This is a genomic window from Pseudofulvibacter geojedonensis (assembly GCF_042675745.1).
Lineage (GTDB): Bacteria > Bacteroidota > Bacteroidia > Flavobacteriales > Flavobacteriaceae > Pseudofulvibacter > Pseudofulvibacter geojedonensis.
The window spans coordinates 73,287-92,968 of the sequence record NZ_JBHTJM010000011.1 but is presented as its reverse complement, the minus strand read 5'-3'; the positions used below and the strand labels follow the sequence as shown (position 1 = coordinate 92,968).

The following is a 19,682-nucleotide window of genomic DNA, read 5'->3' as shown; positions in this document are numbered from 1 at the left end:
CTCAGAGCGCTTTTATATTGTTATTTATAGGAGTAGTAAATTACTTTACTAATTTTACTTCTACTCTTCTGTTGTTAGCTCTACCAGCTCTAGTTTTGTTAGTGTCGATTGGCTTATCTTCACCAAAACCTTTAGCAGTTAATCTATCAGCAGCAATTCCGTTTGCTAAGAACCAATCTCTAACAGCGTTAGCTCTTCTTTCAGATAATAACTGGTTGCTTTTTGCAGATCCAGCGCTATCAGTGTGACCTTCTAAAGCAAATTTAGATTGTGGGTATTCTTTAAAGATAGCGTTCATAGCTTTTAAAACTTCAACAGTTTGATCTTTAAAAGAAGACTTTCCAGAGTTGAATAAGATAGTTTTAGCGTAATCGTTTAATTGTTTAACAACAACGTCACTTGGCTCTGGACATCCGTTGTTAGCAACAGTACCAGCTACGTCTGGACATTGATCATCTTTATCTAAAACAGAATCACCATCCTTATCAGTCCATGGGCATCCGTTGTTAGCAGCAGGACCAGCTTCTTGAGGACATCCATCTTTAGCATCAGCAATTCCGTCTCCATCAGCATCTGGACAACCGTTTAATTCTTTTAAACCAGGAACGTCAACACACTCATCGTTAGGATCAGCAACTCCGTCACCATCAGTATCAGCACATCCGTTAAACTCAGCAACACCAGGAGTGTCAACACAAGCGTCTTCAGAATCTTGGATTCCATCACCATCAGTATCAGGACATCCTTTGAACTCAGCTAAACCAGGTACATCAACACAAGCGTCATCTTTGTCATATACACCGTCACCATCAGTATCTTTTCCTCCAAAAGAGAAGTTTACACCAACAGTATGTTGAAAGTGATTAAAGTTTTCTAATTCTTCAGCAAAATTGTTTTTATAAACAGATTGAGCTTTAATAGCAATGTTTTCAGTTAACCAGAAGTTGATACCTAAACCTCCACCAGCAGCTAATCCGTTTTCGTCAGCTATCCAGTTGTAACCAGCATTACCTCTTACATAAGGATCTAACCAGTTCATTCCATTCCATAAAGTGTTTAAGTGATAGTTAACACCTAAATCTAATCCGAAATAGTTATCTTCATCAAATACGTCTTCTGATAATGCGTTACCGTTTTCATCAAATTTATTTCCGTACTGATCTAATTTATTAAAAGAACCAGTTAAGTCAGCACTAACACCGCTTCCTACATATCTTCCTACTGTTATAGAAGAGATAGAAGGAACCATGTTCCATTGATCAGATACATTAAAAAATTCATTGAAGATTTTTGCGTCTTCACCGCTGTTCCCAATCGCACCGTCGTTACCAGCAGAATAGAAATCTACTGCATTAGCTCCAACAGTAATAGACCAAGGATTGTCTTCAGTTTGTGCATTAGCTCCAACTCCTAATACTAAAGAAGCAGCAACTAATAACTTGCTAAATTGTTTCATATTAATAAAATTTAATTTTAAGTGTTAATCAAGAGCAAATGTAAGGTCTTAAAACTTATTAACAAAAAATTAAGGGAATATTTTTAACTTTTAATGCCTCTTAATATGCTAATTTTGGCTATTTTATAATCTTTAATTCTTTTGCAACCTTTGTAAAAGCACTAATGGCTTTATCTAAGTGTTCTTTTTCATGAGCAGCAGATAGTTGGACTCTAATTCTAGCTTTTTCTTTAGGTACTACAGGGTAAAAGAAACCAATAACATAAATACCTTCTTCTAAAAGCATATCTGCCATAGTCTGAGAAAGTTTGGCGTCATACAGCATTACTGGTACTATAGCTGAGTCACCATCTATAATATCTAAACCAGCAGCTTTCATGCCTTTTTTAAAGTAATTTGTATTCCATTCTAGTTTATCTCTTAAAGTTGTATTGTTAGAAAGAAGTTCAAATACTTTAATAGAAGCACCAACAATAGCAGGAGCTAATGAATTAGAAAATAAATACGGTCTTGATCTTTGACGTAATAATTCAATAATTTCTTTCTTACCAGTAGTGTATCCACCCATAGCACCACCAAGAGCTTTACCTAGAGTTCCGGTTATAATATCAATTCTGTCTAAAACTCCCTTTGCTTCTAGAGTACCTCTACCTGTTTCGCCTATAAATCCAGCAGCATGACATTCATCTATCATTACCATTGCATCATATTTATCTGCTAAATCACAGATTTTATCTAACGGAGCTACTAAACCATCCATAGAAAAAACACCATCGGTAACAATTATTTTAAATCGAGCTCCATTTTCATTAGCAGCAATTAATTGCTTTTCTAAATCAGCCATATCATTATTTTGATAACGATACCTAGCTGCTTTACATAATCTCACTCCGTCAATTATAGAAGCATGGTTTAATGAGTCAGAAATAATAGCATCTTCTTTAGTTAATAATGGCTCAAAAACACCTCCGTTGGCATCAAAAGCAGCAGCGTATAAAATGGTGTCTTCAGTGCCGTAAAAATTGGCTATTTTCTGCTCTAGTTCTTTATGAATATCTTGAGTTCCACAAATAAAACGCACAGAAGACATTCCAAAACCATGAGTATCCATAGCATCCTTAGCTGCTTGAATTACTTCTGGGTGAGAAGATAGACCTAAATAGTTGTTAGCACAAAAATTAATTACTTCTTCTCCAGTAGATATTTTAATAACAGCATCTTGTGGAGAGGTAATAATTCTTTCTTTTTTAAATAATCCTGCATCTTTAATATCTTGAATTTCTTTTTGTAAGTGGGTTTTAATTTCTCCGTACATGATTTTAATTTTTAATAAAAGCAAATGTAATTAATTCACTTCTTTAATTTCGATATTGTTTTCTAAATAGATTAATATTTTTTTGTCTACATAAAACCCCATACTAGATAGAGCATTTGCGTATGTGTTTATTTGGTCTTTGTGTTTTTGGTTAGGTTGACCGGTTTTATAATCAATAATTATTGCGGTTTTATTAATGTATACAATCCTGTCAGGAATTAGAATAGAGCCGTTTGGAGTTATAATTTCTTTTTCGGTATAGACACCATATTTGTTAGTAAAATATTCAGAAGCAGAAGATTTAGTAACTAATTGAGTAATTATTGGCTTTATCTCATCCATTTGTGAAGAACTGATAACTCCTTCAGAAATACATTCATTAAAAGCATAATCAATATCATGTTGATAGGTTATTTTTGATAGTAAATGATGAATTAAATTACCTCTTTCTATTGCTTTTTCTTGTTCACTATCCCATAAGTAACCAGATTTAGTAATGATAGATAAATTGTGTTCCTTTCTAGAGGAAGAAATATAAGGAAGCTGATTAGAAGTTTGTGTAATTGTTTTTTTAGATAGTTTTATAGGTTGCCCAAACTCATATTGTTTTTTCTCTTCGTTCCAATAATGTTTATTTTTTAAATAATTTATAAAGAACCCAGAATAAGTATTTTCTTTAACATTACCATTATTATCAATACTTTTTTTAGATATAATATACAATTGTTCTTTAGCTCTAGTTAGTGCAACATATAAGAGGTTGGTATTGTCTAATTCTAATTGAGTATTTTTTTCTTGAGACAAAAGAAGTCCAGCATCTGAGTAATTCTGAGTGTTTTTGTTAAAACCAATATAAGCTTTGTCAAATCCGAGGTATTCTTCTGCTTTTATCGGCAACCAAACTTTAGGCTCTATTTCTTGGTAAATGTCTAAATCTGCAAAGGGGAATATAATTACAGGAAACTCTAAGCCTTTAGATTTATGTATAGTCATAATTGTAACGGCATTGTTGTTTTCTGGAGCAACAATGCTTAGTTTATGATTGTTTTGATTCCAGTATTCAATAAAACCAATTATTCCAGAAGTTTTTCTAGTAGAAAAAGTATGGACTTCATCTAAAAAGTACTGTAAATAGGCATTAGAAGAGTTTGTTTCTATTAAATTAAAAGATCTTATAATACTTTCAATAAGTTCATAAAGAGGAAGCGTTCTTGTTTGCTCGTAATTAAAAATAATTTTATAGTCGTTGCATAAGTTGATAAAAAAATCATCAATAGAAAAAGAAATAAATTTTTGATAAAAACTATGCTCTTCTTCTCTTATTTGAAGGTGATTATATAAGAAAAAAAGTATGTCAATTTGATGTGTTTTATTGTTAGGTTGAATTAAAAAATGTAAAAGATTAATAATAAAATTAATTTCTTCATTTTTGTTTAAAAGCAAAGTTTCAGATGAAGTTATTTCAATGCCATTTTCAGTAAGGTAGTCTGCCAAGCTTATGCCATCAGCTTTTTTTCGGGTTATGATACAAATATCTTTTTTTTCGAATCCTAACTCTAAAACTTCGTTAATAGTTTCAAGTGTTTTTAATTGATAGGCACTTGAAGCTTCTTCGCTTTTAAGGTTGTCAATAAAATTAATATTTACATAGCCTCCCTTTTTAGAATTGCTTTTTTGTTGGTTTCCTATTTGATATAAGTCTTGGTGTGTTGAGTTTGAAAAATAATTTGCTAGATAACTAAAAAACTCATTATTAAACGCTATAACTTCACTGTAACTTCTGTAATTAGTGTCTAGGTTTTTAACATTTGATTTTATGTAAAAAGGAGTGTTTCCTTCGTATAAAGAAATAAATTGTTCTGGCTTTCCGCCTCTCCATCTGTAAATAGATTGCTTGGCGTCTCCCACTAAAAGTAATGAATGCTGATTGTTTGTTTCAGCCTCATTTATCAATGCGTTTTCTGTTAAAGGAATTAAGTTTTCCCACTGCATGATTGAGGTGTCTTGAAATTCATCAATAAAGTAATTTTGATAACGCTCACCAATACGTTCGTAAATAAAAGGAGCAGGTTGGCCTTTAATTTCTGATGCAATTATTCTATTGAATTCAGAAATAAGAACAATGTTCTGATCTTCTTTTAGTAATTCTAATTCTTTGTAAATTAAATTTAAAACCGATAGAGGGATAAGATGTTTTTTAAAATTATCTAGAAATGATAATTCGTAATATAACACCTTGGTTTTAATAAAAGTATCGGCAATATGTTGTTGGTTACTGTCTACCCACTCAGCCATAAAAGACTCTGTTTTTTTAGAGTATAAAGGTTCATTGTTTACAAGTTTTTTTTGCCATGCAGCATCAAAGTTTTTCGGATACTTTTTTTCTTTTAGATTGTTAAAGTAATTAAAAAGATGACCTCCAGAGAAAGCTTGTTTGGTAATCCCGTTATGTTTAAATAAATCTAGCAAATCAGAAACGGTAGACTGTAATTCTGTTTCATTAGAGTTAATTTTTTGTGTAATTAATTTGTTAAGATTATCAAAGTCTGATAAAGATTTGTTTTTTAGTAAATCTAAATTATATATATCGTTTTCATTTAATAAAAGCTTGGCTGTTTTATTAAGGTCTAAGCTAATATCCCAACTTTTATCGTCGTCTGTCTTCTGTAAAGTGTAGTTTAGTAGTGTATTAGTAAGTTCTTTGTCAGTGCCAATTTTATCAATTAAGTTATTAACTGCTTGTGAGAGTATTTCTTCAGTATCTAAAGCGACTTCAAAATTTTGGGGAATTTTTAAATCAAATGCAAAAGTGCGTATAATTCTGTGGGTAAAGGTGTCTATAGTAACAACATCAAAAGCAGCGTAATTGTTAATAATAGCATTGTATACTTTAGTCGATTTTTGTTGTAATTTTTCTGGAGTAATATTTAGTTCTGATGCAAGTTCAGTAAATAGAGGAGAAGGGTAGTTAATAATATCTTTGTTAGAAAACTCTTGAAGAGCATCAAGAATTCTATTTTTCATTTCGGCAACAGCTTTATTGGTAAAAGTAATTGCTAAAATGTATTTAAAGTAATTATTAAAATTAGATTTTAGAACTGTTTTTAAGTATTGTTTAACAAGTGTGTAAGTTTTTCCAGATCCTGCAGAAGCATTATATATAGTAAAAGAGTTATTTCTCATTTTGGTGAATTAATAGAAGCAATATACAAACTTAATGATATCATCAATAGTATTTATTCTAAATGGTCATAGATTATTTGTTTGTTTTTGTAAATTTGGATGATCTTAAAAATAATAACAACTAAATAACAATATTATGGCTTTTGAATTACCAAAATTAGGTTATGCATATGACGCATTAGAACCACATATCGATGCTAGAACAATGGAGATACACCACTCTAAGCACCATAATGGATATACTACTAAATTAAATGGAGCAATAGAAGGAACTGACTTAGAAGGGAAGTCTATTGAAGATATCTTAACCAATTTAGATATGAACAATATGGGGGTTAGAAATAATGGAGGAGGTTTTTATAACCACTCATTATTTTGGACTGTAATGAACCCGGAAGATAGAGGCTATTTATCTGGAGAATTAAAGGATGCTATTGAAGCAGAGTTTGGTTCTAAAGAAGCTTTTATAGATGCTTTCTCTAAGGCTGCAGCTACTCAGTTTGGTTCAGGATGGGCTTGGTTATGTGTACATAAAGGAGGTAAGGTAGAAGTTTGTTCTACACCAAATCAAGATAATCCGTTAATGCCAGGTGTTACTTGTGGTGGAACGCCTATTTTAGGGTTAGATGTATGGGAACATGCTTACTACTTAAACTACCAAAACCGTCGTCCAGATTATATTGATGCATTTTTTAAAGTAATTAACTGGAACGAAGTTGAAAGAAGATATGCAGAAGCTAAGTAATTAGTTTTAGATATTAAATAAAAAAGCTCGAGAATATTCTCGAGCTTTTTTATTGTTAAGCTATTCTAGCTAATTTCTTTTTATGCAACCACATTTTTAACTTGCTTACCAAGTAGAATAAAATAGGTACAACTATTAAAGTTAGGAAAGTAGCAATGAATAATCCGTAAATTACTGTCCAAGCTAAAGGCCCCCAGAAAATAACATTATCTCCTCCCACATATATATGCGGATTGAACTCACTAAATAAAGTAAAGAAGTTAATATTTAAACCAGTTGCTAAAGGGATTAATCCAAGTATAGTTGTAATAGCTGTTAGTAACACCGGGCGTAACCTTGCTTTACCTCCTTTAACTATAGCATCTAATAAATCATTGTTTTCTAAATAATCTTCATCAGCTATATCGTTTTCAACTTTTTTTCTATCTATTAAAAGCTGAGTATAATCTAATAACACAACTCCATTGTTTACAACAATACCTGCTAAAGATATAATCCCCATCATAGTCATCATAATAACAAAGGCACTACCAGTAGCAACTATTCCTCCAAATACACCAATTAAACTTAAGAAAATAGCTAACATAATTATAGCTGGTTTAGAAACCGAATTAAATTGGAATATTAAAATAAAGAATATTAAGCCTAAACCTGCAAAGAAAGCCCCCATTAAGAATGCCATCTGCTTGTTCTGCTCTTCTATCTGACCGGTATAATCTATTTTTACTCCATCAGGTTTATCTGTAAAGTTTTGCATTTCATTTTGTATCTGAGTAACAATAGCTTGGGCATCAGTAAAACCTGGAGCTAATGCAGAATATAATGTAACCACACGCTCGGTATCTTTATGCTTTATAGCACTAAAGCCAGACGCATTAGTTTGTTTTGCAACAGCAGAAACAGGAATTTCTTTAATCTGACCTGAAGCCATATCTCTAAACGTAATCTTTTGATTAAAGATAGCACTAGTGTTGTATCTGTTGTCTTTATTAAAGCGAACATAAATATCGTAATCTTCTCCAGCTTTTTTGTAAACACCTGCTTTGGCACCAAAAATTGAATTACGTAATTGCTGGCCTACTTGTCCGGCAGAAACACCTAGTTCTCCAGCTTTTTTACGATCTACCTCAACTTTCATTGATGGTTTAGATTTATTAACATCAATCTTTAATTCATCTATTCCCTGAATGTTTTTAGAATTAATAAAGTCTTTCATTTTTTCTGCTGTGTTAATCAGCTCAGCATAGTCTTTTCCTTCTAATTCTACGTTAATAGGATAACCTGCTGGCGGACCTACAGCATCTTTTTCTACAGAAATTGATACTCCTGGATAGATGTCCTTTAAAGCTTCTTGAACTTTCTTCAATAGCTCATTACTGTCAGCACCATCTCTAAATTTGTATTCACGCATTGAAGCCGTAATTTTACCTCTATGAGGCATTTCTGCTGCAGAACCACCGTCTGTTTGTGGGTTTCCTGCTCCTTCACCAACCTGAGATACGGCACTTTCTGTTAAGAAGTTAAAATCTCCTTTCATGTAAGCAGCTTCATTAATAACTGCATACATTCGTTCTTCTACCTCTTTAGTAATTGCATTCGTTTTTTCAATATCTGTTCCTTCAGGATACTCTATGTATGCAATAATTTGGTTAGGTGTATTATCTGGGAAGAACTCAACTTTTGTACGCTGACTTCCAACAGACGCTCCGAACCCCATAAAAGCTAAAATAAGTAATGCAAAAGTTCCAAAAGCAATTACTATTGGTTTTCTTCCAGATAAAGAATAACGCAATACCCTCTCATAAAAACGCTCCCAAACAGGTAAGATCTTATTTTGGAATCCGTTGGCCCAACCTCTAAGAAATAAACGATAAGCCCAAAGCATAATAACTGTAACAGCCATTAAAGTTCCTAAACCTCTGTAAGCTCCTCCAAAAAACAAAATTAACAATCCGATACCACCTACTATGGCAGAAATACGGATCATGTTTTTTAATGGCATATCTTTATCTTCTGTTGTCATGAATTGCGATACTAATACCGAATTAAAGAAGATGGCTACGAATAACGAAGATCCTAATACAACCGAAAGTGTTACTGGGAAATAAATCATAAATTGTCCCATTACTCCTGGCCACATTCCTAACGGAATAAATGCCGCAACAGTAGTAGCTGTTGAAATAATAATTGGGAAGGCAATCTCTCCAATACCTTTTTTAGCAGCTTCTAGACGACTCATTCCTTCCTCATCCATTAAACGATACACATTTTCTACAACAACAATACCGTTGTCTACTAACATTCCTAACCCCATAATTAATCCGAAAAGAATCATGGTGTTCATTGTATAACCTAATGTGTTCAATATCATTAAAGACATAAACATCGACATAGGAATAGCAAACCCAACGAATAAGGCATTTTTAAATCCTAAAAAGAACATTAATACAGTAACAACCAGTATAATACCAAAAATGATATTGTTTACTAAATCGTCTACCTGACCAATAGTTTTTGAAGATTGGTCGTTAGTAATGGTAACCTTAAGATCTTGAGGAAAAACATTTTCGACGGCATCTTTTACAATTACTTGTATTTGATCTGCTGCAGCTACCATGTTTTTACCCGATCTCTTTTTTACGTCTAACATTACAACAGGTTCTCCAAATTCTCTTGCATAAGTTGTTTTGTCTTCGTCCTTAAAAGTAACTTTAGCTATATCTCTTAAGTAGATTGGATTGTTTCTTTCTGATTTTACAACAAAATTCTCAAGTTCTTCTGGTTTTTCAATTTCTCCAGTAATTCTAATAGTACGTCTTTGTCCGCTAGTAATTAAGTTACCGGCAGACATGGTAGCATTACCATTGTTGATTGCTGTTACAACATCATTAAAACTTACCTGAGCAGCCATCATTTTATAGATGTCTACAGCAACCTCAACTTCTTTTTCTTGGGCACCACGAATATCTACCTGTTTAATCTCTAACAAGCTTTCAATTTCATCCTCTAAATATTCACCATATTCTTTTAACTTATCAACCGGATAATCTCCAGAGATATTAATGTTTAGAATTGGCATTTCTTCAGACATACTTAAGTCGAACACATTAGGTTCTACCTTTGCTCCGTTAAATGTTGGCCAATCTTCACTAGCTGTTTCAGAATCTACTTCGTCTTTTACCTTTTGTTTAGCTGCATCAACAGTGATGTTTTCATCAAACTCAACTATAACTATAGAATAATCTTCTTGAGAAGTAGAGGTTATTTCTACCACATTAGATACCGTTTTTAATCGGTCTTCAATTGGATCAGTAATTAGTTTTTCAATATCTTCAGCTGTGTTTCCCGGATATATAGAGCTGATATAAATTTTAGTTTCCTTTATCTCTGGGAAGTTTTCTCTAGGCATGCTAAAGTAGGCACTACCACCAAGAATTAATATTAACAAAATCAACACATACATGGTTGTTTTGTTGTTAATAGCCCAAGAAGATAAGCCAAACTCTTTGTTTACTTTCTTTTGTTTATCTGACATCGATCTTATTTTTCGTTAGTTGTAGGAATAACAAGAATTTTAACCTCTTGTCCGTCTTTAACACTTCTTGCTCCTTCTTCAATAATTTCATCTCCGTTTTTCAAACCAGATAATACCTCAATGTAATCACCTTGTGTTTTACCTGTTTTAATTATCACACGTTTAGCTTTGGCCTTTTTTTGATTTCTATCTGTAATGATATAAACGTATTGATCTCCTTCTGCGTTTTCTGAAATAATACTTTGAGGGATTAATATAGCTTCCTTGTTGGTATAATCGTTTATTTTAAGTTTAGCAGTTAAGTTAGGCTTAATAGCATTATCCTTGTTAGGAACTGCAACTTCTATTTTAAAAGTTCTGTTTGCTGGGTTGATAAAGCTACCTGCTTGACGCACAGTAGCGTCTATAGTTTTGCCTAAAATAGGCAACTCTACTTTCACTTCTTTACCTGGCGTAACATTACTGATATAACTTTCTGGAACATCTGTTTCAATATACATGTTTTGTAAGTTAACGATCCTGAATAATTGTGACTGTCCAGGAGCTACTACGCTTCCTTGTTCAGTAATTACATCGTCAATAGTTCCAGAAAAAGGGGCTCTTACAACAGTTTTACCAATTTGTTGTTGTAATTGGTTTACAGCTCTTTGTTGCGCTTCATAACTAGATTTTGCTTGTAAATACTGTATTTCTGAGCCTATTTTCTGATCCCATAATCTCTTTTGACGCTCATAAGTAGTTTTAGCTAGATCAGCTTGAATTTGTAATTGAGCTAATTGCTGACTTAAGCCTCCATCGTCAATTTTAGCAAGAGTCTGACCTTTAGATACTTTCTGTCCCTCTTTTACATATACTTTAGATAAAACACCTGAGTACTCCGGAAATATTACTAAGTTTTGCTTAGTGTTAACACTACCTTGTAGTTCAACATAATGAGTAAAGGCTTTTTGTTCTGCTTTAAGAGTAGTTATTAAAGGTATCTTTTCTTGAGGGTCTAGTTCTTTAATTTTAGCTTCAACTAAATCTAATTGAGTTAAAATTTCTTGCTTTTTTACATCTAAATCAGCTTTCTTCTGTCTAATTTGTTCTAGATTACCTGATTCTAGAATAGAATCAATCGATTCATTCTTATTTCCGCAAGCAACAAGAAGTAGACTTGCTATTAGTATTGTTGTTAGTTTTCTCATTTTATATAAGTTTAATGCTGATTCTATTTTGTTTGATTTAATATGGTTTCTAGTTCTACTTTGTTGGTAATAACATCTAACATAGCTTGTAGGTATTCTTGTTGAGAACTATATAGTTGTTGTTGAGCTTGTCTTAACTCAAAACTAGTTGCAATTCCCTCAAAGTATTTAGTTTGATTTTTCTTTTCAATACGTTCAGCTAAGGCTAAATTTTCTTTAGAAGTATTGTGTTTTTCAATAGCAAATTGATAATTACTTTTTGCAGAATCGATTTGAAACTTTAATTTTTGTTCAGTCTCAGTTAAATTATTTTCTGCTTTTTCTAAATTGATCTTTGCTCTTTGTTTTCTTGCCCCCGACTGTCCAGAGCTGAATATAGGGACATTTAAACTTACTCCAAATAAAGAAGTTCCGATCCATTGTTTTTCTCTGTCTAAGAAATCAAAATCGTTACTGTTGCCAATATAAGACCCATTAACAAACGCGTTTAAAGTAGGTAAGGCTCTACTTCTTTCTAATTTTAATAACAGTTCTTTAGATTTTTTATCATTAGCTGCAATTTTATAATCAATGTTATCTTCAACATTATTATTTGAAGACAGGATGGCTAAGTCTGTATGCTTCATAGCTAAGTCTTCTAAGTTGTTGGTTAGCTTTACATTGGTGTTTAGGTTAGTTCCAAGAGTTATGTTTAACATCTCATACGCAATATCTTTTAACCTTATAGCATTGTTTCTACCATTTTCTAATTGTTTAAGAGTAATTTGTAATTGTTCTACACTTTCTTCTTCGGTTAATCCGTTATTAAAAATTTCTTGGGTTTCGTTTAGGTTTTTAGTTAAAACATCAATATTGTTGTTGTAGATGTTTAAAGACTCTTCTGCTAATAATACATTACTATAAGCATTAATAGTGGCTTTTCTAATTTCTAAATCTGTTTTTTCTTTAGCGTTTTTAGAAATTTCTAAAAACACTTTTGCCGATTGTAAACCTACTAAATACGACCCGTCAAATAACATTTGACTAAGAGTTGCTGTTGCATTAATGGATTGTTTAGCACCAAAATCGATTACTCCGTCTTGATTAAAATCTACTCCATCGAATTGTTGTTTAAGCCAATTCTGGTAATCTATTTTTGCGTTTAATTGTGGTAAACCTATTGCTGTCGTTTCCCATTTTTGCTTTTTAGCGGCTTCGATATCTAAAGCTGCATTTTTTGCAACTCTGTTGTTTTCTATTGCATAGTTTACAGCTTCTTCTAAAGAAATCTGAAGGTTTTCTTCTTGTGCATAAGAAACGTTAAGCAATAAAAAACTTAAAAAATATAAAAAGTGTTTTTTCATCTGTTTTTGCTTGATGAGTTAGTAAATTAATTTTTAATTATTTAGGTGTTTGTTTAGTTCGTCAATACCTTTGTTTGTAGCTATTGCTCTTGTATGGTACTCTAAAGCCTGAATTTCTATTATTTGAACTTCATTCATAGGCATGTTCTCATGTATATAAAAAACTAAGGCAAAGTAAAACTTTACAGTATTGTTTATATCTATATTATCTCTATAAAAACCTTGCTCAATCCCTCTCTCTATATTGCTTTTAATACAGTCATGAAAAACTACCATTTCTTTAGTCATTACCCTGTCGTAGATTTTTGGGTAATACTTTTTTAGCTGATAAATAGGAGAGGTGTCAGCATTTTGAAACATCTCTTTAAACATTTTTTTAATTTCAAAATTTTCTTTTATAGGGTTATGTCCCTGAGATGTTATTGTGTCTATAACTTGATGGCAAGCTTCATGCATTAGGTTGACACTTTCTTCTATTAAAACTTCTTTATTCTTAAAAAACTTATAAATAGTTTTTTTTGATATTCCCATTTCACTAGCAATATCATCCATTGTTACACTTTTGTAACCTATTTTAAAAAAAAGTTCTCCAGCTTTCTCTAAAATTTCTTCTCTCATAAAAGCAAATACCATCATTAATTTGTATGCAAAAATACAACAGGAAACTTCAAAAACATAAAAAGTTTCCTAAGTTTTACTTTTTTTTAACATTCGTTAATATGGAGATAAGCTAAATTAGAAGAAGATATAAGGTAGTAATATTTAAATAGTTTATTTTTGTCAAAATTTAAACATATGCTGTCTGTAGATCAGTTCCGAGAATCATTTTTAGCTTATCTAGAAAAAACTTCTATACAGAGGGAACCTAGAAATTTATATCAACCCATTGATTATATTTTGCAGTTGGGAGGAAAAAGGTTAAGACCTGTTTTAACTCTATTAACCACAGAGTTGTTTGGAGCCTCTCATGAAAAAGCTTTAGATGCAGCTTTAGCTGTAGAAATATTTCATAATTTTTCTCTGGTTCATGACGATATTATGGATGATGCCCCCTTAAGAAGAGGTAAACAAACGGTGCATGAAAAGTGGGATATTAATACGGGTATTTTATCAGGAGATGCCATGTTAATTTTGGCCTATCAATTGTTTGAAAATTATGAGACAGAAACATTTAAACAGTTAGCTCAAATTTTTAGTAAAACAGCTTTAGAGGTGTGTGAGGGGCAACAGTATGATGTTGATTTTGAGGTGAGAAGTGATGTGACAGAAGTTGAGTATTTAAAAATGATTGAATATAAAACTGCTGTTTTGGTAGGGGCAGCCATGAAAATGGGTGCTATTGTTGCCAAAGCATCGAAAGATCAGGCGCAGTTGATTTATGATTATGGAAGATTGCTAGGGATAGCTTTTCAGTTGCAAGATGATTATTTAGATGCTTTTGGAGATCCATTAACTTTCGGAAAGCAAGTTGGAGGAGATATTATTGAAAATAAAAAAACCTATTTATATATAAAAGCAATTGAAAAAGCAAATAACAAAGATTTGGCTAAACTGAATGAATATTTTTCAGAAAACTGTAGTGTAGATAACGATACGAAAGTAATTGAGGTAAAACAGATATTTGTTAATAGCGGAGCAGCTAAACTAACTCAAAATGCGATTGAAAAATTCACTAATAATGCTTTTAAGGTACTAGAGTTGATTGATGTTGATGAAGATAGCAAAAAAGTATTAGCAGATTTTGGTGAAAGTTTAATGTTTAGAACAGTTTAATTAAATATGCAGTTAAAGTCTGTTGATGAAATTATAAAGCACTCCGTTTGTAATGGTTTGTATTTGCAGATGATTCGCCAGTTAAATAAAGACTTTGAAAGTATTATAGATAAGGCTATTCCTGAAAATACAGAACCAAATCAGCTTAAAAGAATACTGAGTGAAAATTTAGAATATTTATTGAAGAGCGATGTAGCTGCATATCAGAACTTGTTGTATAAAATAGACGTTTCAGAAAAGAAAATTACATCCATTACGACAGAAACAATAGACGAATATGTAGAGTTAGTAACTTTATTAGTTCTTCAAAGAGAATGGCAAAAGGTGTGGTTTAGAAATAAACTCTAACAAATGGCATTAAAGCCGAACCATAAATGCTTTTTTCATCATTATATAACACATCATACCTAACGCCAATTGCTCCAAAATCGCTGATATTATACCCTCCACCTATGTACAAAGCCGAATACCAATAGTTTAGAGAGCTGTCGTTAATCTTATCTTTAAAATTTACATTGTTTTCTTCAAATTCAACAGATAATTGTATTTGATCTATGGGCTGGTATAGACTTAAAATGCTAGCACCAATAACTGTAGCATCAAAGTCGTTTTTACGGTTTGAATAATTAAAATTTATTGCTGGCCCCATTGCAAATTGCTTACTAAACGAATAAATTGCACTAGGAGCTAAGGTTAAATTAGTGAATCCACTGCCAAAATTTAAACCAATTCCACCTCCATAACGAACATTGTCCCAAAAATCTGATTTTTGTTTTTGAGTAATTTGAGGGTTTTCCGTTTGCGCATTTACAAAAGTGGAAAAAAGAAGTAGAAATATTGCGAATGTGAAATATTTTGTTTTAAAAATAACAGGCTTATTCATAATAGTTTAAAATTTCTATATAGTAAGATAAATATATAAAAATGAACTGGTTGTTTAGCTGATTTATTGTATTTTTGGTCGATTTTTGTTTCCTGTTTATTCTTTTGGTAGAATAAGGGAATTAAGAGTTAAAAAAACAACACAAAATAACCCCTTAAACTTTTTTGTTTTTGGTGTTTTAATAAAATAGTCACCCAAGCGGTAATAGAAGACATAATGGATAGATTTTCCTTTTTAAATGCAGCACATACAGCATACTTTGCTGAGTTATATGATCAATATTTAGTTAGCCCAGATAGTGTAGAACCAAGTTGGAGAGCCTTTTTTCAAGGGTACGACTTTGGAGCAGAAGAATCAGGATTAAATGGAGAAGTTAACTCAGTTGTTATACCAGAAAATGTTCAGAAAGAATTTCAAGTTGTTAAGTTAATAGATGGCTATAGAACAAGGGGGCATTTGTTCACTAAAACCAATCCGGTTCGTGAACGAAGAAAGTATGCTCCAACATTAGCATTAGAAAATTTTGGTCTTTCTCAATCTGATTTAAATGAAAGTTTTGATGCAGGGTCAATACTTGGTTTGGGAAGAACAACATTAGCAGAAATAATAAAACATCTAGAAGCTATTTATTGTGATGCTATTGGTATTGAGTATATGTATATTCGTAAACCAGAAGAGATTAAGTGGATTCAAGATTGGTTAAACGTAAACGATAATCACCCAGCATATTCTGCAGATGAAAAGAAGCATATACTTAAAAAGTTAAATCAAGCTGTTTCATTCGAAACCTTTTTACATTCAAAATATGTAGGTCAGAAACGTTTTTCTGTAGAAGGGAATGAATCATTAATACCTGGTCTAGACACTCTAATGGAGAAAGCTTCTAGAATGGGAGTGAAGCAGTTTGTAATGGGTATGGCTCACCGTGGTCGTTTAAATGTGCTAGCTAATATTTTTGGTAAAAATGCAGAAGATATTTTTTCGGAGTTTGATAGCAAAGAATATGATGAAGATGAGTTATTTGACGGAGATGTAAAGTATCATATGGGGTGGACTTCTTTTAGAGAGGCAGACTCTGGAGCTAAAGTTAGAATGGATTTAGCACCAAACCCATCTCATTTAGAAACAGTTAATGCCGTAGTAGAAGGTATTACTCGCGCAAAATTAGATAATCACTTAAATGGCGATGAAAAAGCTATTTTACCAATTTTAGTACACGGAGATGCAGCTATTGCTGGTCAAGGTGTAGTTTATGAGGTGATTCAAATGGCTCAATTAGATGGTTACAAAGTAGGTGGTACTATTCACGTTGTAGTTAATAACCAAGTTGGATTTACTACAAATTACCTAGACGCTCGTTCAAGTACCTATTGTACAGATATAGGTAAAGTAACATTGTCACCAGTATTGCATGTTAATGCAGATGACGTAGAAGCCGTTTGTCATGCTTTCACCTTTGCACTAGAATTTAGAATGAAATTTGGTCGAGATGTATTTATTGACTTGTTAGGTTATCGTAAATATGGACACAATGAAGGAGATGAACCAAAATTTACGCAACCAAAACTATACAAAGCTATTGCTAAGCATCCTAATCCTAGAGATATTTATGCAGATAAGTTGAAAGCTGCTGGGGTTATAGAAGAAGGGCATGTAAAGCAAATAGAAAAAGAATACAAAGCAGATTTAGAAGTTGGATTAGAAGCTTCTAGAAAGCACGATAAAACAGTTATTACCGAAATTATGGCCGATGATTGGGATGGTTATGAAATTGGAAAATTGGATGATATTTTAGCTGAAGTAGACACTACCTACGATGTTAAAAAATTAGATAAAATAGCTAAAGGGATAACCCAACTACCTGATGGCAAGAAGTTTATCAGAAAAATTGAGCGTATTATAGCAGACCGCTATGCGCGTTATTTTGATAAAGAATACAAGTTGTATAATCAGTTAGATTGGGCTATGGGTGAGCTATTAGCTTACGGTAGTTTAATGGAAGAAGGATTTGATGTTCGTATAACTGGTCAAGATGTAGAAAGAGGTACCTTCTCTCATCGACATGCTATAGTGAAAACAGAAGACGATGTAGAAGAAATTAATTTACATAACACTTTAGGTTTAGATGGTTATTTCCATATTTACAATTCATTATTATCAGAATATGGAGTTGTAGGTTTCGATTATGGTTATGCAATGGCTAGCCCTAAAACCTTAACAATATGGGAAGCACAATTTGGAGACTTTAGTAATGGAGCTCAAATTATGTTAGACCAGTATATTTCTGCTGCAGAAGATAAGTGGAAAACACAAAACGGATTGGTGATGCTGTTACCCCATGGTTATGAATTTCAGGGTTCTGAACACTCATCTGCACGTATGGAACGTTATTTACAACTGTGTTCTAACCACAATATGATAGTAGCAGACTGTACTACACCAGCCAACTTCTTTCACTTGTTAAGAAGACAAATGAAATGGAACTTTAGAAAACCATTAATAGTATTTACTCCTAAACGTTTATTGCGTTTGCCAGAAGCGGTATCTACTATAGATGAGTTAGCTAAAGGTAAATTCCAAGAAGTAATAGACGATGCTAGTGTAGATAAGAAAAAAGTAACATCGTTAGTTTTCTGTACTGGAAAGATTTACTACGAGTTAGTTGAAAAACGTACTGAGTTAGGTAGAGAGGATATTGCTTTTGTAAGAGTAGAGCAGTTATTCCCATTACCACAAAAGCAATTAGATGATATAATAGCTAGTTATCCTAATGCTACCGATTATGTTTGGGCACAAGAAGAGCCTAAAAACATGGGGGCTTGGGGTTATATCTTAATGAACTTTGAATCGGTTAAACTACGTTTGGCTTCTAGAAAAGCTTATAGTGCACCAGCAGCTGGTAGTTCAACAAGGTCTAAAGCTAGACACCAACGAGTAATAGAGAGTGTATTTAACGCACCTAAAAAATAACAACACACAAAAATTAAAAAACAGACTAAAAATTATATATCATGATTTTAGAAATGAAAGTTCCTTCACCAGGGGAATCAATTACAGAAGTAGAAATTGCAGAATGGTTAGTAGAAGATGGTGATTATGTAGAGAAAGATCAAGCCATTGCTGAAGTAGATTCAGACAAAGCAACTTTAGAATTACCAGCAGAAATGAGCGGTATTATTACGCTTAAAGCAGAAGAAGGTGATGCTGTTGCTGTAGGTGAAGTAGTTTGTTTAATAGACACAAGTGCAGAAGCACCTGCTGAAGGAGAAGCTAAAAAAGAAGCTCCTAAAGCAGAAGAGAAAAAAGCTGAAGCTCCTAAAGCAGCTCCTGCAGCCAATACAACATACGCAACAGGTACTGCAGCTCCTGCAGCTAAAAAGATTTTAGACGAAAAAGGTATTGCTGCTAATGAGGTTTCTGGAACAGGTCGTGACGGAAGAATTACAAAAGAAGATGCTATAAAAGCAGTGCCTTCTATGGGAACTCCAACTGGTGGAGTAAGAAGTACAGGGCGTAAAAAAATGTCTATGCTGCGTCGTAAAGTAGCAGAGCGTTTAGTTGAAGCTAAAAATACTACAGCTATGTTAACAACGTTTAACGAAGCTGATATGAAACCTATTTTCGACTTGAGAAAGCAATATAAAGAAGAGTTTAAAGCTAAGCATGGTGTAGGACTTGGATTTATGTCTTTCTTTACAAAAGCAGTTACTAGAGCATTAGAGTTGTATCCAGATGTTAACTCTATGATAGATGGTAAAGAAATGATTACATATGATTTTTGCGACATTTCTATTGCAGTATCAGGACCTAAAGGATTAATGGTTCCAGTAATGCGTAATGCAGAGTCGTTAACCTTTAGAGGAATAGAATCTGAGATTAAAAGATTAGCTTTAAGAGCTAGAGATGGTAAAATTACAGTTGATGAAATGACAGGAGGTACATTTACAATTTCTAATGGAGGGGTGTTTGGATCTATGTTATCTACTCCAATTATCAACCCTCCTCAGTCTGGTATTTTAGGAATGCACAATATTATTGAAAGACCAGTTGCTGTAGATGGAGAAGTGGTGATACGACCAATGATGTATTTGGCATTGTCTTATGATCATAGAATTATTGACGGACGTGAGTCTGTTGGTTTTTTAGTTGCAGTTAAAGAGGCGTTAGAAAACCCAGTAGAGTTACTAATGGGAGGAGATGTTAAGAAGGCTTTAGAATTGTAATAATTATCATAACATATAAAGACTAAAAAAGCTCGAATT

13 protein-coding genes are annotated in these 19,682 nt (G+C 32.6%); 5 read left to right on the top strand and 8 right to left on the bottom strand.

The window, feature by feature from the left end; all coding sequences use genetic code 11:
• Positions 1 to 40: 40 nt before the first annotated feature.
• The 3 genes from ACFQ1O_RS14160 to ACFQ1O_RS14150 all read right to left on the bottom strand — a co-directional run bounded on the left by ACFQ1O_RS14160 (position 41) and on the right by ACFQ1O_RS14150 (position 5,954).
• Positions 41 to 1,456: an OmpA family protein gene (locus ACFQ1O_RS14160; protein WP_377717077.1), complete on the bottom strand. Its 1,416-nt coding sequence runs from the start codon at positions 1,454 to 1,456 to the stop codon at positions 41 to 43.
• A gap of 118 nt (positions 1,457 to 1,574) precedes the next feature.
• On the bottom strand, positions 1,575 to 2,771 hold the full coding sequence (gene kbl, locus ACFQ1O_RS14155) for a glycine C-acetyltransferase (protein ID WP_377717073.1): 1,197 nt from the start codon (positions 2,769 to 2,771) through the stop codon (positions 1,575 to 1,577).
• 30 nt (positions 2,772 to 2,801) lie between these two features.
• Positions 2,802 to 5,954: a UvrD-helicase domain-containing protein gene (locus ACFQ1O_RS14150; RefSeq protein ID WP_377717069.1), complete on the bottom strand. Its 3,153-nt coding sequence runs from the start codon at positions 5,952 to 5,954 to the stop codon at positions 2,802 to 2,804.
• Positions 5,955 to 6,090: 136 nt separating this feature from the next.
• Here ACFQ1O_RS14150 and ACFQ1O_RS14145 point away from each other — a divergent pair, with 136 nt between their 5' ends.
• A complete protein-coding gene (locus ACFQ1O_RS14145) occupies positions 6,091 to 6,699 on the top strand; it encodes a superoxide dismutase (RefSeq protein ID WP_377717064.1) in 609 nt (202 codons plus the stop codon).
• Positions 6,700 to 6,754: 55 nt separating this feature from the next.
• On the opposite strand, the gene ACFQ1O_RS14140 is transcribed toward ACFQ1O_RS14145, so the two are convergent.
• From ACFQ1O_RS14140 to ACFQ1O_RS14125, 4 genes are read right to left on the bottom strand one after another with little or no spacing between them, the layout of a single operon-like run.
• Positions 6,755 to 10,234 carry an efflux RND transporter permease subunit gene (locus ACFQ1O_RS14140; RefSeq protein WP_377717051.1) on the bottom strand — a complete coding sequence of 1,160 codons (3,480 nt, stop codon included), beginning with the start codon at positions 10,232 to 10,234 and terminating at the stop codon, positions 6,755 to 6,757.
• A 5-nt stretch (positions 10,235 to 10,239) separates the two neighbouring features.
• Complete coding sequence (locus ACFQ1O_RS14135; RefSeq protein ID WP_377717037.1) at positions 10,240 to 11,421, bottom strand: efflux RND transporter periplasmic adaptor subunit; 1,182 nt, start codon at positions 11,419 to 11,421, stop codon at positions 10,240 to 10,242.
• Between the two features lie 23 nt (positions 11,422 to 11,444).
• Complete coding sequence (locus ACFQ1O_RS14130) at positions 11,445 to 12,764, bottom strand: TolC family protein (RefSeq protein ID WP_377717035.1); 1,320 nt, start codon at positions 12,762 to 12,764, stop codon at positions 11,445 to 11,447.
• A gap of 33 nt (positions 12,765 to 12,797) precedes the next feature.
• Complete coding sequence (locus ACFQ1O_RS14125) at positions 12,798 to 13,382, bottom strand: TetR/AcrR family transcriptional regulator (RefSeq protein WP_377717033.1); 585 nt, start codon at positions 13,380 to 13,382, stop codon at positions 12,798 to 12,800.
• 177 nt (positions 13,383 to 13,559) lie between these two features.
• Between ACFQ1O_RS14125 and ACFQ1O_RS14120 the strand changes: the two genes are divergently transcribed.
• On the top strand, positions 13,560 to 14,537 hold the full coding sequence (locus ACFQ1O_RS14120) for a polyprenyl synthetase family protein (protein ID WP_377717491.1): 978 nt from the start codon (positions 13,560 to 13,562) through the stop codon (positions 14,535 to 14,537).
• A gap of 6 nt (positions 14,538 to 14,543) precedes the next feature.
• Positions 14,544 to 14,885, top strand: a complete 342-nt coding sequence (locus ACFQ1O_RS14115; RefSeq protein ID WP_377717031.1) for a hypothetical protein — start codon at positions 14,544 to 14,546, stop codon at positions 14,883 to 14,885.
• Here the strand turns inward: ACFQ1O_RS14115 and ACFQ1O_RS14110 are convergent.
• Positions 14,869 to 15,420, bottom strand: a complete 552-nt coding sequence (locus tag ACFQ1O_RS14110) for an alpha-ketoglutarate decarboxylase (protein WP_377717028.1) — start codon at positions 15,418 to 15,420, stop codon at positions 14,869 to 14,871. The genes ACFQ1O_RS14115 and ACFQ1O_RS14110 overlap by 17 nt on opposite strands.
• 216 nt (positions 15,421 to 15,636) lie before the next feature.
• Here ACFQ1O_RS14110 and ACFQ1O_RS14105 point away from each other — a divergent pair, with 216 nt between their 5' ends.
• On the top strand, positions 15,637 to 18,390 hold the full coding sequence (locus ACFQ1O_RS14105; RefSeq protein ID WP_377717026.1) for a 2-oxoglutarate dehydrogenase E1 component: 2,754 nt from the start codon (positions 15,637 to 15,639) through the stop codon (positions 18,388 to 18,390).
• A gap of 41 nt (positions 18,391 to 18,431) precedes the next feature.
• Positions 18,432 to 19,643 carry a 2-oxoglutarate dehydrogenase complex dihydrolipoyllysine-residue succinyltransferase gene (gene odhB, locus ACFQ1O_RS14100; protein ID WP_377717024.1) on the top strand — a complete coding sequence of 404 codons (1,212 nt, stop codon included), beginning with the start codon at positions 18,432 to 18,434 and terminating at the stop codon, positions 19,641 to 19,643.
• Positions 19,644 to 19,682 lie beyond the last annotated feature (39 nt).